The sequence below is a fragment of the Parafrankia irregularis genome (assembly GCF_001536285.1).
In the GTDB taxonomy this organism is placed as follows: domain Bacteria; phylum Actinomycetota; class Actinomycetes; order Frankiales; family Frankiaceae; genus Parafrankia; species Parafrankia irregularis.
Window position 1 is genome coordinate 73,175 of record NZ_FAOZ01000005.1, and the last position, 13,104, is coordinate 86,278.

Here is a 13,104-nt window from a genome sequence, read left to right on the forward strand (position 1 = left end):
TCTGCGGATACGAAGACGTCACGTGACCATCCGGTCGCATCCGACGGTGCCCCGCCGGAAAATCGGACGTACCGTGACGTATCGGACAGCCTCTCACTCCTTTGCGACGCCGCTCGCCAGCCGCGTTACAAGGCGAGTACTTCCGCAATACTCGGCCGTTACCTGGACATCCAGCCACGCCAGCGGATCCGTGGATTAGGGCAATGACGGCCATGACATCCGCAGATATGTGAGCTACTCTCGATTCGTTCCGCATCTGAGGAGTAACGGGCAACGAGAGCCCGACGCCACCCCCTGCGCACCGCCGCCCTAGGGACGCACTCCCCCGCGGTACACCTTCAGCAACTGTTTGATCACCAAACGCCGTCAGGGCATGGCTGGTCGGGGGGAAACGCTTGAGTACACGCCAGTTTCGCAGTCTGCGACGCAGACAGGTACCCAGCCTGCGACGACGATCATGAAGTTCGGCCTTCCCGGTGGCCGGGGCGACCTCGACACGACGCGACCCGACTCCCTGACGGAGCTGGGGCGCGTCGCGGAGGACCTCGGCTTCGACAGCCTCTGGTTCAGCGACGGCCATCTGACCTCGGTGGGCTCACGCACGCTGCGGGCGCGGCCGGCGCCCATTCCGATGGCGGCGGCCGTCGCGGCCACCACCAGCCGGATCCGGATCGGGTTCACCGCGCTGCACCTGGCGCTTTACGACCCGATCCGGCTCGCCGCCGACCTCGCGACGCTCGACCGGATTTCGGGCGGCCGGGTGATTCTCGGTGTCGGCTGGCCCATCCCCGAATACGCGCGGGTCGCACGGGCCCCGGATGGCAACGGTGTGGATCTGCCCGAGGCGCTCGACACGGTGCTGCGGTACTGGCGCGGGCATCCGGTCGTCGCCGACGGCGCGCAGTACCGGGTCGGGCCGACGCCTGCGCAGCACCCGCATCCCACCGTCGAGGTCGCGGCGCATTCCGACGAGTCGGTCGCGTGGGCGGCGAGCCGGGGCCACGGCCTGATCCTCGCCGCGGTCGAGTCGGGGCCGTCACTCGCCAGCCGGGTCGCGGTGTTCACCTCCCATGGCGGTCGGGCCTCCGATCTGCGGATCGAACGGTTCTGCCTGGTCGCTCGCACTGACAGCGAGGCCGTTGCGATCGCCCGCCCGCTCGTCGAGAAGCTCACCGCGCGGCTGGCCGCCCACGGCGTCCACGAGCACGGGCACCTGACCGGCGGCGAGCCGGACCTGGACCCTGCCCGGTTCCTGCACGAGACCGCGATCGTCGGCGGTCCCGAGACGGTGGCGCGGCGGATGGCGGAGCTGCGGGACTCGCTCGGCATCGAACGGGTCAGCCTCCGCCCCTCGTTCAGCGCCTCCGTCCCGCTGCGGATCCAGCAGAACACGGTCCGGCTCTTCGCGGGCGAGGTCGTCCCCCGGCTGGAGAACCTGCCGGCGAGCGTGGCGGCCCGCCGATGAGCGCCCCATCGATGCCAGGCGAGCTCGCGAACGCCTCCACCGCCGACGGCGCGGTGGCCGACGGTTCGGCGAAGGTGCCCGACGGGCCTGGGACGACTTCCGAACCCCGGGCCGCGCGCGGCAGGGTCGTGGCGCTGCTGGTGAGCGGCGGCCGCGTCGGGTTGCTCGCGGTGCTGCTCGCGGTCCTCGTCGTGGTCTCCTTCGGGCTGGGGCGTTTCTCGCTGAGCCCGGAGACCGTCGTGAAGATCCTCGCCCATGAGATCGCGGCCATCGGCCCGAAGATCGGCGGGCAGGAGCGGGCCGTCGTGATGAACATCCGGCTGCCGCGGATCCTCGCGGCGCTGCTGGTGGGTGCGGCGCTGGCATCGTCCGGAGCCGCCTACCAGACGATGTTCCGTAATCCGCTGGTGTCCCCGGAGGTTCTCGGGGTGGCCGCGGGCGCGGGCTTCGGAGCCTCGGTTTCGATCCTCATCGGCCTGCCCACCGCGGCGCTGCAGACGATCTCCTTCGGCTGCGGGCTGCTCGCGGCCGTCCTCGCGGTGAGCATCGCGCGGCTCGTGGGCCGCGGCTCGCTGATCATCCTGGTGCTCGGCGGGGTCATCATCGGCGCCATGTTCAACGCGCTGATCTCCAGCGCGCAGTACTTCGCCAACCCGGAGACGACCCTGCCGGAGATCACCTTCTGGCTCTTCGGCAACCTGGGCCGGGCCAGCATGCACAGCCTCCTCGTGCCGTCGATCATCATCGGGGTGTGCCTGGTCGTGCTCTACACGGTGCGCTGGCCGCTGACCGTGCTCGCCACCGGTGACGACGAGGCGCGCTCGCTCGGCGTGAACCGCACGCGGATCTGGGCTGTGACGATCACGGCGTCAACACTGATGACCGCGACGGCGGTGAGCGTGGCCGGCATCATCGGCTGGGTCGGGCTCGTCGTCCCGCACCTGGCCCGCTTCGCCGCGGGCCCGTCGTTCAACCGCATGCTTCCGGTGACGACGCTGCTCGGGGCGGGGTATCTGCTGGCCGTCGACGACGTCGCCCGCACCGCGACCGAGCTCGACCTGCCGCTGGGCATCCTGACCGCACTCATCGGCGCGCCGTTCTTCGTCGCGCTCCTGGCCAGGGCGGGTCGACAGTGGCTGTGATCGAGACCGCCGGGCCGGAGACACCACAGACCGGGGATTCCCCGGGCGGCGCCGCGGCCGCGCGCACGGCCGCGGCGCCGCGAGTGCGGATGGATGATCTGACGTTCAGCTATCCCCGGGGCGGCCATCGGCTGACCGGGGTCAGCCTGACCCTGGCCGAGGCCGAGGTCTGCTGCCTGCTGGGGCCGAACGGCGCGGGGAAGACGACGCTGCTGCGCTGTCTGCTCGGCCTGCTCCGGCCACATCGGGGCACCGTCCGCATCGACGGGCAGGACGTCGGCTCGATGTCGGCCCGTGACCTGGCCCGGCGGGTGGCCTATGTGCCGCAGACCGCGTCGACACCGTTCCCCTTCACCGCCCTGGACATCGCGGTGATGGGCCGCACGCCGCATCTCCCGCCGCTGTCCGCGCCGAGCGAGGCGGACCGCCGGCGCGCCCGTGAGCAGCTCGACCGCCTCGGGATCTCCCGCCTGGCCGACCGCCCCTTCCCGCATCTGTCGGGAGGTGAACGACAGCTCGTCCTGCTCGCGCGGGCCCTGGTGCAGCAGGCACCGGTGCTCGTGCTGGACGAGCCGACCGCCGCATTGGACTACGGCAACGAGGTGCGGATCCTGCGGGTGGTGGAGGAGCTGGCCCGCGACGGCCATTCCGTGGTCATGACGTCGCATCAGCCGTCGCATGCTCTGACGTACTCCGATCGGGCGGTTCTGATGGCCGACGGCCAGGTCGTCGCCGACGGCCGGCCGGCGGACGTCGTCACCGGCGAGAGCCTGACCCGGCTGTACGGCGTGGACGTCCATGTGACCGGAATCGAGCTGCCCGCCGGGAACGGAACACACGAGGTACGCACCTGCGTCCCGATCCCGACCCGACTCGTCTCGGGACCACGGGGGTGAGGGCCGGTCGGATGGTTTCCCGATCCATCGATGGGGGATCGGAGGAGACCGGGAAACCATCCGACCCAACAGCAGCCGCGAAACATGAAGTTTTCACCGCAAACCCCTTCCAGCCCATTCCAGAACACGCTAGAATCCGATTCAACAGATCCGCCCGGTCAGCGGATCGACACATTCCGACAGATTCTCCCCACGGAATGTGGAGAGCGGAGGAAGTTCCCGCCGGCACGAAGTCGTCGCGGTCACGCCACCACCGGCCGGATGTTATCCGATGATCCAGGGCCGCCAATGACGCAGGCCCGACCTGGTGGAAAGAACACCCGGCGCGATCAGTTTCCCCGGTTCAGCACCGATTGCCACACCGAGGTGGCACGGCGGGCACGGGATGCGCCCTGCCGCCGCCATCATCGCACCGCACCTTCCTTGTCGTTCAGCCAGGAACGACGGAAACGCCGCGGTTCCCATCGCGAAGCCAATTCAGTCATCCTCGTCCCGGAGGAGATCTCATGACGGAACTCGTCGTCGATCCGACCAGAATTCGCCAGTTCGGCGATCCGACCGACACCGAGTTCTGTCTGGTGACGAACACCTCCCTGCTGGACAAGGTGCAGGTCGTCAACACCGAGGGATACGCCGGAACACGAATAATCGTGTTCACCGGCGGGACCGAGGAGTTCGCTCGTATCATGCGGGAAGAGGTTCCCGAACAGGCACACGTCCTGGTCATGTCGCCGGAATGTTTTTTCCAGTCGCCACCGCCGGACGTGCTCGGCCCGCGCCGCAAGCTGCTTGGCATGGCCTGCAACTCCACCCCGACGGACCTCCCCGTCCTGGCCCACTTCCTGCGCTGCGTCGAGGCCACCGACCCCGATGCCCAGGAGGCGTTCTCCGACCGCTTCTTCGAGCTGGCCGAGCGCGGTGACGTGCTCGAATACCGGAACGAACAGTACGGAACGGTGGCCCGGATGCGCCTGTGGGACCGCGAGCTGGTGTGGAACCAGCAGGCCGGCCGCGTGGACTGGGGCGAGCAGCAGATCGTGCCGGCCGGCGAGATCAGCGTGCTGCCGATCGAAATCGTCGAATTCGAGGAGCACTTGTCTCTGCCTCTCGACGGCGAGATAGTCATTGCGGGCCTCCCGATTCTCCACTCGGGCACCCCGTCCTTCTCCCGGCTCGACCAGAAGCGCGTCCACAGCGAACTGTGGCCAATGTGCGAAAACCCGGTACGGGCCACCGTGGAGAACGGTAGGATAACGGCACTCCAGGCAATCGACCCGGCCGGCCAGCCGGTGGTCGACATGCTGGAGGCACTCTTCAAGGTCGACTCACGCTACCGCCTGGTATGGGAAATCGGCCACGCGGTGAACACGACCCTCGAACTACTGCCCGGAAACCACGCGATGAACGAGGTGTACGGCGCCACCCAGGGCTGCCTGCACTGGGGAATCGGACTCACGCCCTTCACCCAGTACCACCTCGACATCATCGCCCCCGGCACCGTCGTCACGAACGACCGCGGCGACGTCCTGCTCGGCGTCCTGGAAGACGAAAGCATCCGGACGCCGCCCCAGACTCCGGTAGGCCTGGCCAGCTGACCGGCGCGGCGAGACGCACCACCCTCGCCGATTTCCCGCCCACCGCGTAGACCCGCGAAGGAGGTGCAGCATGGAGCAGAAGAAGATCCAGGTCAAGAAGAACGACCGCTACCTGGGCACCCTCCTCGGCTGATGCCGTCGACTGGGGCGGGTCGGCTATGACCGGGCCGACCCGCCCCAGATCGAGGTTCCGCACCGTAAACAGAACGTCGTTTCATGACTTCCCTGCCGGCCCAGGCACGCCGGAATTCCCGAAATCGGGAGGACTCAATGGCACAGTTCGTCGTCCATCCCGACCGGCATCACGTCTTCGGGAATCCCAGTGAGACGTTCCTCCTCCTCACCCAGGCCGACCGCGTAGCGGACTTCAGCCTCGCCCCGAGCACCCGGTACAGCCGAGCCGCCATCGGCACGATCGAGGCCGACGAGTCGCTCGACGACGTCCTGCGCTCCGACCGCTGCCCGGCCAGCGCCGACATCTTCGTGGTCTGCCCGGACCGGTTCGTGACCTCACCCGAACCGGCCTCCCTCGGGCCCGGGCGGCGCCTGGTCGCCATGCCCTGCGGGTCGACGCCGGTGACCGACGCCCAGGTGGCCTACTTCCTCACCGTCGTCGAGAGCACCGACCCGGTGACACTGGAGGCGCGGGCGGACCGGCTTTTCGGCGCGCTGAGCGAGACCCCGTACGTCTGGCTGACCGCGCCCCGCGAGGCGACGTCGGCGACCTTCGCCATCTCGGGCGACTACGAGTGGAACCAGCAGGCCGGCACGCTGGGCCCCGGTGAGCAGCAGATCGCGCCGTCGGGTGAGGCCAGCGCCGCCCCGACCGGCCTGTACCGGTTCGACACGTCCCAGCGCCTCGACGTGAACGGGACCATCACCCTGCTCGGCGCCCCGATCGTGCACCGCGGTGACGACCCGGACTGTGTCGAGGAGCAGGCCACGCTGTTCAAGGACCTGGACGCGCTGCGCGAGAACCCGGTGATCATGACCTTCACGAACGGCCTGGTGACGGACGTCCGTCCGACCGACCCGGCTGGCAAGGGCGTGGTGGCGGCGCTGACCGACCTGTACGCGGCCGACGAGGCCTACCGGGTGTTGTGGGAGTTCGGAATCGGCCTGAACCCGGTGCTACGCCAGCAGCCCGGCAACTGCGGGCTGAACGAGATGTTCGGCGCGAACAACGGCGTGGTGCACCTCGGCTTCGGCCTGACCCCCACCACCCGCTACGCCCTCACGTTCACCTGCGCCGACACGGTGATGACCGACGAGGCCGGGACCACCATCGCCGGCCCGGTCCCACCGCGGCGGCTGGTGCGGCGGCGCACCCCGGACTGCGGCTGCTGAGCAGCACGACATTCCCCTGAAGCCGAAAGCTCCCCCGAAAGGAGCCCACCATGGACGACAACCCGCGTGACTGGTACGGCGAGCCGCGTGCCGCGGCGAAGGCCCGGGCCGGCCAGGTCTCGCCCGGTCTGCGCCAGCAGATCGACGACACGCTCGACGCCCGGATCGCGAAGTTCTACGCCGACATCCCGTACGCGGACCACCAGATGTCCGGCAAGGAAATCAACATCGAGTACTACAAGCGGCACAACATCGAGACGATCCTGCGGCTGCGGCGTAAGCGGACCATCGACGCGCTGGCGATCGGCTACTTCTCGAAGCGCGACCCGGTCCGGGGCGCGAAGTGGGCGCACTACGTCGAGGACGAGATGCTCCACGACGAGTGGTTCGCCGGCGACCTGGCGAAGATCGGTGTCAGCAAGGACGAAATCTACTCCACCGAGCCGTTCGCCTCGACCAAGCTGCTGACCGGCTACCTGCAGTACGGCATGGAGTTCGAGGGAACGCCGCTGGCGCTGCTGTGCAGCGTCTACTTCGTCGAGTACGTGACGACGAAGACGCAGCCTTCCTGGGTTCGCAACCTGGAGCAGGCGCTGGGCCGGGAGAAGCTCGCCGGGGCCCGCCGCCATGTCGGCACCGACATCGAGGACGAGCACGCGACGTTCGTCTGGGACGTCCTCGTCTCCCTGGTCGGGTCGCCGGCCGAGGAGGCCCGGGTGATCGAGCACATGGAGGTCGTCGCGAACCTCTGGGTCGCCTACTTCCTCGAGCTCTACCAGCACGTCGTCGCGAGCGGGACGGCCGACGCCGGAGCGGACACCGGCCCGGCCGAGGCCGCGGCCACCAGCACGGCAGCGGCCACCGAGGCGGCAGCGGGTACGGGTGCGGACGCCGACCCGTTCGCCGCCGGCAAGGCACTCGCCGCCGGGCTCGTCTGAGCCATGGTGGCCGCCCAGGTGCCGTCGGCTCCACCAGCCGGTTCGGCGGTGGCCGACGCGCCCGCCGTCCCGGCCGGCACGACTCCTTCCGTGCCGGCCGGGACGGGCCTGGACCTGCTGCGCTTCCACGCCGACGACAACCCGATCGACACCGAGACGGACCGGTGGCTCAAGGACGGCCTCGCGGCCGCGCTGCCCGACCTGCGCATGCCGGCGCTGTTCGAGGCCCGGCCCGACCTGTTCCGCTCCACCGAGCACCTCGTCGTCTGCACCCGCGCGGACGGACGTCCCGTCGCCGCGCTCGGCGCGAGCTGGGCGTCGACCGCCGCCGCCGAGCGGGTCCTGCACATCGGCATCCAGTTCGTCGACCGCGACCTGCGCGGCGGTTCCGCGTTCAGCTCCAGCTGGCTGGCCCTGCTCACGCAGGTCGTCGCCACCGCCGAGTTCCCGCGGATCAACGTGCTTCGCACCTACAACCCGGTCGCCTACTGCGCGATGCGCGCCTACGGCCAGCTGCCCGGGGCGGTGCTCTACCCCGACCCGCGCCGCGACCAGCGTGACGCCAGGCTCGGTGAGCTCGCCTCCCGGGTCGCCGCCGCGGTCGCGCCGGACGCGCCCTTCGACCGCCGCAGCGGACGGATCAGCGGCATCGGTGTGCCGACGGACCTCTACCGGGCCAGGCCCACCTGCGACGACCCGGCGGTCAACGACTACTTCCGGCGCCACACCCGTCCCGGTGACCGGATCCTCTGCATGGTTCACATCCGGTCCTCGGAGACCGCCACGGCGATCCTCGACGGGTTCAACCGCCGGCTCGCCGCGGCCGACCGTTCCCGCGGCTCCGGGGATCCGTTTACAAGCACGTCGGTCACGTCGGTCATCTGAACGGGAGCGCGCATGTTGGGACTCGAGGGCAAGATCACCGCCGTCATCGGGGCGGCGTCGGGAATCGGCCAGGCCATCGCGGTCGCGTTCGCCAAGCAGGGCGCCGTCGTGGCCTGCTCCGACGTCGACGGTGACGGGCTGAAAGCCACCACCGCCGCCATCGAGGCGGTCGGCGGGCAGACCGACGCCAGCATCGTCGACGTGCGCAGCTCCGCCGAGGTCGACAGCTGGCTCGGCCGGGTCGTCGCCGAGCACGGCCGGCTCGACGTCGCGGTCTGCACCCCCGGGATCAACATCCGCAAGCCACTGATCGAGTACACCGACGCCGAGTACGACGCCGTCACCGACGTCAACCTGCGCGGCAGCTTCAACGTCCTGCGCGGCGCGGGACGGATCATGGCCCCGCAGGGCAGCGGCAGCATGATCGTGATCTCCTCGATCAGCAGCCGCGTCGTCGAGCCCGGCCAGGTGATCTACGCCGGGACGAAGGCGGCGCTCGCCCAGATGGTCCGCGTGTTCGCGGCCGAGCTGGGCCGCGCCGGCGTGCGGGTCAACGCGATCGCCCCCGGCCCGGTCGAGACGGCGCTGACCGAGCCGATCCGGGCCAGCAGCGCCTGGGCCGGCGCCTACGCGGAGAAGGTCGCGCTCGGCCGGTGGGCCCGCCCCAGCGAGATCGCCGGCCCGGCGGTGTTCCTCGCCTCCGACGCCGCGACCTATGTGACCGGTGAGCTGATGTTCGTCGACGGCGGCTGGGTGGACCTCGACGCCCAGTTCGCCGACCAGGACGCCGTCGCCACCGACTGAGGGAGGACGAGGACAGTGAACATCGCCGTCATCGGCGCGACCGGCGTCGTCGGCAAGCAGTGCCTGCAGCTGTTGGACGCCGGGGCGCTGCCCGGCGTCGAGCGGGTGATCCCGGTCGCGTCGGGCCGTTCCGCCGGCCGCGACCTCACCGCCGAGTACGGGCTGGACCTGAAGGTCGAGCCGGTCGTGGCGCTGGCGGACTTCGACCCGGCCGCGGCCGATCTCGCCGGGCTCGACCTGGCGATCTTCAGCGCGGGCGCGCCGATCAGCCTGGAGCTGGGCCCGAAGGTCGCCGCCGCCGGCGCGCTGGTCGTCGACAACAGCTCGGCGTTCCGGATGGAGGACGACGTCCCGCTGGTCGTCCCGCAGGTCAACCCGCACACGATGGCGACCCGCCCGGCGCGCGGGATCGCCTCCGTCCCGAACTGCTCGACGATCCAGCTGGTCCGGGCGCTGCACCCGCTGCGAGCGCTCGGCAACCTGGAACGGCTCGTCGTGGCGAGCTACCAGGCGGCGTCCGGTGGTGGGCTGCGCGGCCTGGAGGAGCTGGCTTCGACGTCCCGCGAGGTCCTCGACGGCGGGGAGCCTGCGGAGACGCCGAGCAGGTTCGGGCGCACGCTCGCGTTCAACCTGGTGCCCGAGATCGGCCTGCGCGACGACGCCGGGATCTCCCACGAGGAGCACAAGCTGCGCCGCGAGCCCCGCAAGATCCTCGACCTGCCGGCGCTGCGGGTCGCCGCGACGGCGGTACGCGTGCCGGTGGTCAACGGGCACTCCGAGGCGGTGCACATCACCTTCGACCGGCCCGTCACCGCCGCCGACGCGCTCGACGCGCTGCGCGCCGCCCCCGGCGTGCGGGCCTACGGCGAGGACGAGGGATACCCGCGGCCGCGGCAGGTGTGCTCCTCGGTGGAGTCCAGCTCGCTGGTGCACGTCGGACGGATCCGCGCCGACCTGGACGACCCGTGCTCGCTGCTGCTGTGGGTCGTCGCCGACAACCTCATGGTCGGCGCCGCGCTGACCGCCGTGGAGATCGCCCGGCTCGCCACCGAGTCCACATGGATGTGACGACCGAGCCCGCGCCTGCACCCGCCATCGTCCTGAAGTTCGGGGGCGCGTCGTTCGCCGCCCCCAGCTCGCACCGGCTCATCGCCCGGTACGTCGCGGACCGCCTCACGGGCGGCGGCACCGGTACCGGGGCCGGAGGCGGTACCGGGGCCGGGGCCGGAGGCGGTACCGGGGCCGGAGGCCGCGCGCGGGCGGTGGTCGTGGTCAGCGCGGTGGCCGGCGAGACGGACCGGCTGTCCGCGCTGGTCCGCTCCGTCTCGGCCGACCCCGACCGGGACCTGCTCGGCACCGCGCTGATGACCGGGGAGACCGTCAACGTCGCGCTCATGACCGCCGCGCTGCGCGACGCCGGCCTGCCCGCCCTCGCGCTGACCGCCGCCGACACCGGGTTCCGCGGAACCGGCGAGCCGCACCACGCCGACCTCGCCGAGATCGATCCGGCCATGCTGACGAAGCTCGCCGAACCGGGCCAGGTGCTGGTCATCCCCGGCGGCCAGGCCGTCGGGCCGGACGGGCACCCGGTCATGCTCGGCCGCAACAGCTCCGACCTCTCCGCGATCGCCGCCGCGGCCGCGCTCGGAGCGCCGGCCTGCGAGATCTTCTCCGACTCCCGCGGCATCTGCACCGCCGACCCGCACCTGGTGCCGGACGCCCGCACGCTGGCGCACCTGCCCTACGACATGATGATCACCATGTCGCGGCACGGGGCGAAGGTCCTGCACCACTCGGCCGTCGCCTGGGCCCGCGACCACGGCGTGGACATCCGGTGCCGTTCACTGCTGCCCGACGGGCAGCTGCACTCGGTGGTGGGCGGTTCCGCGGAACCGCACCAGCGCGAAACCGCGGCCCAGGCGCCAGCGCAGGCGCCGACGTCGGCTCGCGGCGGCGCCGTCGTCGTGCACCGCACCGGGGTGGTGTGGGAGGGAGCCGCAAAGCAGATCCGTTCGGCGGTGAAGTGGGTGAACGGGGTGGGCCGCTCCGACGGTGACGTCGTCGTTGTCCCCCCGGCCGCCGGCTCCGCGGTGGCCCACCTCGTCGTCGCCGACACCCTGCGGGACCTGACCGGCCTCTCCCTGCGACGCACCGACCTGCGCCTGGTCACGACCATGTTCCCCGACGGCCGACTGGACCTGCGGCTGGTCCCGGCGGCCGAGGTCACCTCAGTGGCCCGAGCCCAGCACGGCCTCGTCGTCAGCGCCTGACCAGACCTGTCGCTGACCACCAGCGGCGCCGGGCCCGCGCGGGGCTGTGGTGAGCCCCGCGCGAGAGTCCTCAGGACTTCCGGGCGATCCCGCCGTACATGTGGACGTGCGCGTCGTCCGTGGCGGCCGCCGCGGAGTCGGGATGCCAGTGGTTGACGAGAACAACGCCGGGATCGATGAGCTCAAGGCCGGCGAACAGGCTTTCCGCCCGGGCCTTGTCCCGCGCCACCAGCGGGATGCCGTTGGCGTTGTAGGCGGCCACGCCCACCCGCACCTCCTCCGGCGCGCTGTCGGCCGTGCAGGTGGACAGCGCCAGAATGCTCCCGGGCGCCAGCGGCGCCATGAGCTGCTCGATGAGGGACCGGACGACATCGTCGTCGACGATGAAGTGGACGATCGCGATCAGGCTGACCGCCACCGGCTGGGAGAGGTCGATGGTCTCCTGAAGCTGCACGGAGCCCAGAATCGCCGCCGGGTCACCGAAGTCCGCATCGAGATAGGACGTCCGCCCTTCCGCCGAGCTGGTGAGCAGGGCACGCGCGTGCACCAGCACGATGGGGTCGTTGTCGACGTAGAGGATCCGCGCTTCGGGCGCGGCCTCCTGGACGACCTCGTGCAGGTTGGGCGGGGTCGGCAGGCCGGTTCCGATGTCCAGGAACTGGCGGAAGCCGTGTTCTTCGGCCAGGACTCGGGCGACCCTGGCCATGAAACTCCGGTTCGACCGCATGGATACCGGGAGATGCGGCCAGTCCTTGACAATATCTTCGGCAGCGGCACGGTCCGCTGGAAAGTTGTCCTTGCCGCCCAGGATGTAGTCGTAAACCCGGGCCGAGTGCGGAACGTCAGTCCTCAGATCCACGCCCGCCGGGACCCAGTCCGGCGCAGCTGAGCCGGAGTTCCACCCCTCGTCACTTGCAGTCACAGATCCCCCTGTCTCCGGCCCCCGCACAGGCCCATAAGTCATGTCAAACCTTCCCATAACCCCATTGGGGGAACTCGGAAGGGTCGCGAAAAAGGCTGTCGGAGTTCGGCCGGAACACCGATCCGAGGCAAGCTCACAGTGCCGTTCTCCGAACGGACCCTTTGACCTGCGGAAATGCGTCCACCGCGGCGAGCGGGTCCGGATCCTCAGCGATACCCACCCGCCCGTGGTCCGCATCGAGACAGGCCGTCCGCTGCCTCGACGAGACACCCGCCGGCGGCCTCATAGCCCTCCGGGCTGACCGGGGACCTCCCCGCGTGCTCCCCGGGAAATCCTGTGGCCCTGCTGGTGCCCAGGTCACTACGTTGCCCGCGTGAAGGACGTCCCCTGGCGGGTGCGGCAGTACTGTTATTTCTGGATCTCCAGCGAGGTCGTTTCGGCCGCGGAGGTCACCGAGGCTCTCGGCCTGACGCCGGATCGCGTATCCGTGAGGGGTAGCAGGCAGACAACCCCACGCCCGGTTCCCGTCCAGCACAGCTGGCAGATTCGGTGCGATCAGCACGGCCGCATCGACGAACAGGCGAGTGAGATCCTACGACGGATCGCGCCGGTTGCCGGCAACGTGCGGCAACTGGTTGACCGCGGCGACGTCCAGGCCGGCCTCATGATGGTCCGTTACCTCGACGACGGAGACGGCGGCGAAGGCGCCATGGGCTGGTGGCTGACGCGTGAGCAGATCAGTCTTCTCGCGACGATGGGCGCGGACATCCAGGCCGACGAATACGGGCGGTGACGCCAGGTCCAGCGGCGGGCTGCCTTCCAGGCCAACGCGGGCGTCGC

12 protein-coding genes are annotated in these 13,104 nt (G+C 70.4%); 11 read left to right on the forward strand and 1 reads right to left on the reverse strand.

Annotated features, from left to right (window positions below; all coding sequences use genetic code 11):
* The first annotated feature begins 457 nt into the window (after positions 1-457).
* The 10 genes from AWX74_RS09535 to AWX74_RS09580 all read left to right on the forward strand — a co-directional run bounded on the left by AWX74_RS09535 (position 458) and on the right by AWX74_RS09580 (position 11,342).
* Positions 458-1,465, forward strand: coding sequence for an LLM class flavin-dependent oxidoreductase (locus AWX74_RS09535; protein WP_165615547.1), 1,008 nt, complete (start codon positions 458-460; stop codon positions 1,463-1,465).
* Positions 1,462-2,607, forward strand: coding sequence for a FecCD family ABC transporter permease (locus AWX74_RS09540; RefSeq protein WP_226931280.1), 1,146 nt, complete (start codon positions 1,462-1,464; stop codon positions 2,605-2,607). The genes AWX74_RS09535 and AWX74_RS09540 overlap by 4 nt, the downstream gene beginning before the upstream one ends.
* Complete coding sequence (locus tag AWX74_RS09545) at positions 2,598-3,503, forward strand: ABC transporter ATP-binding protein (protein WP_242666151.1); 906 nt, start codon at positions 2,598-2,600, stop codon at positions 3,501-3,503. The genes AWX74_RS09540 and AWX74_RS09545 overlap by 10 nt, the downstream gene beginning before the upstream one ends.
* A gap of 506 nt (positions 3,504-4,009) precedes the next feature.
* Entirely contained in the window at positions 4,010-5,098 is a 1,089-nt protein-coding gene (locus AWX74_RS09550) for a hypothetical protein (protein ID WP_091273909.1), read from the forward strand.
* Between the two features lie 270 nt (positions 5,099-5,368).
* Positions 5,369-6,445, forward strand: a complete 1,077-nt coding sequence (locus AWX74_RS09555) for a M29 family metallopeptidase (protein WP_091273911.1) — start codon at positions 5,369-5,371, stop codon at positions 6,443-6,445.
* Between the two features lie 50 nt (positions 6,446-6,495).
* Positions 6,496-7,383, forward strand: a complete 888-nt coding sequence (locus AWX74_RS09560) for a hypothetical protein (RefSeq protein ID WP_193209831.1) — start codon at positions 6,496-6,498, stop codon at positions 7,381-7,383.
* Between the two features lie 48 nt (positions 7,384-7,431).
* A complete protein-coding gene (locus tag AWX74_RS09565) occupies positions 7,432-8,268 on the forward strand; it encodes a hypothetical protein (protein ID WP_131799438.1) in 837 nt (278 codons plus the stop codon).
* Between the two features lie 12 nt (positions 8,269-8,280).
* Positions 8,281-9,072: an SDR family NAD(P)-dependent oxidoreductase gene (locus AWX74_RS09570; RefSeq protein WP_091273915.1), complete on the forward strand. Its 792-nt coding sequence runs from the start codon at positions 8,281-8,283 to the stop codon at positions 9,070-9,072.
* A gap of 15 nt (positions 9,073-9,087) precedes the next feature.
* Positions 9,088-10,140 (forward strand): aspartate-semialdehyde dehydrogenase, encoded by a 1,053-nt coding sequence (locus AWX74_RS09575; protein WP_091273917.1) that lies wholly within the window; start codon positions 9,088-9,090, stop codon positions 10,138-10,140.
* Complete coding sequence (locus AWX74_RS09580; RefSeq protein WP_091273919.1) at positions 10,131-11,342, forward strand: amino acid kinase family protein; 1,212 nt, start codon at positions 10,131-10,133, stop codon at positions 11,340-11,342. Before AWX74_RS09575 ends, AWX74_RS09580 begins: the two co-directional genes overlap by 10 nt.
* A gap of 70 nt (positions 11,343-11,412) precedes the next feature.
* On the opposite strand, the gene AWX74_RS09585 is transcribed toward AWX74_RS09580, so the two are convergent.
* A complete protein-coding gene (locus AWX74_RS09585) occupies positions 11,413-12,306 on the reverse strand; it encodes an SAM-dependent methyltransferase (protein ID WP_091273921.1) in 894 nt (297 codons plus the stop codon).
* Between the two features lie 331 nt (positions 12,307-12,637).
* Between AWX74_RS09585 and AWX74_RS09590 the strand changes: the two genes are divergently transcribed.
* Positions 12,638-13,057 (forward strand): DUF4279 domain-containing protein, encoded by a 420-nt coding sequence (locus AWX74_RS09590; RefSeq protein ID WP_165615548.1) that lies wholly within the window; start codon positions 12,638-12,640, stop codon positions 13,055-13,057.
* The last annotated feature ends 47 nt before the right edge of the window (positions 13,058-13,104 follow it).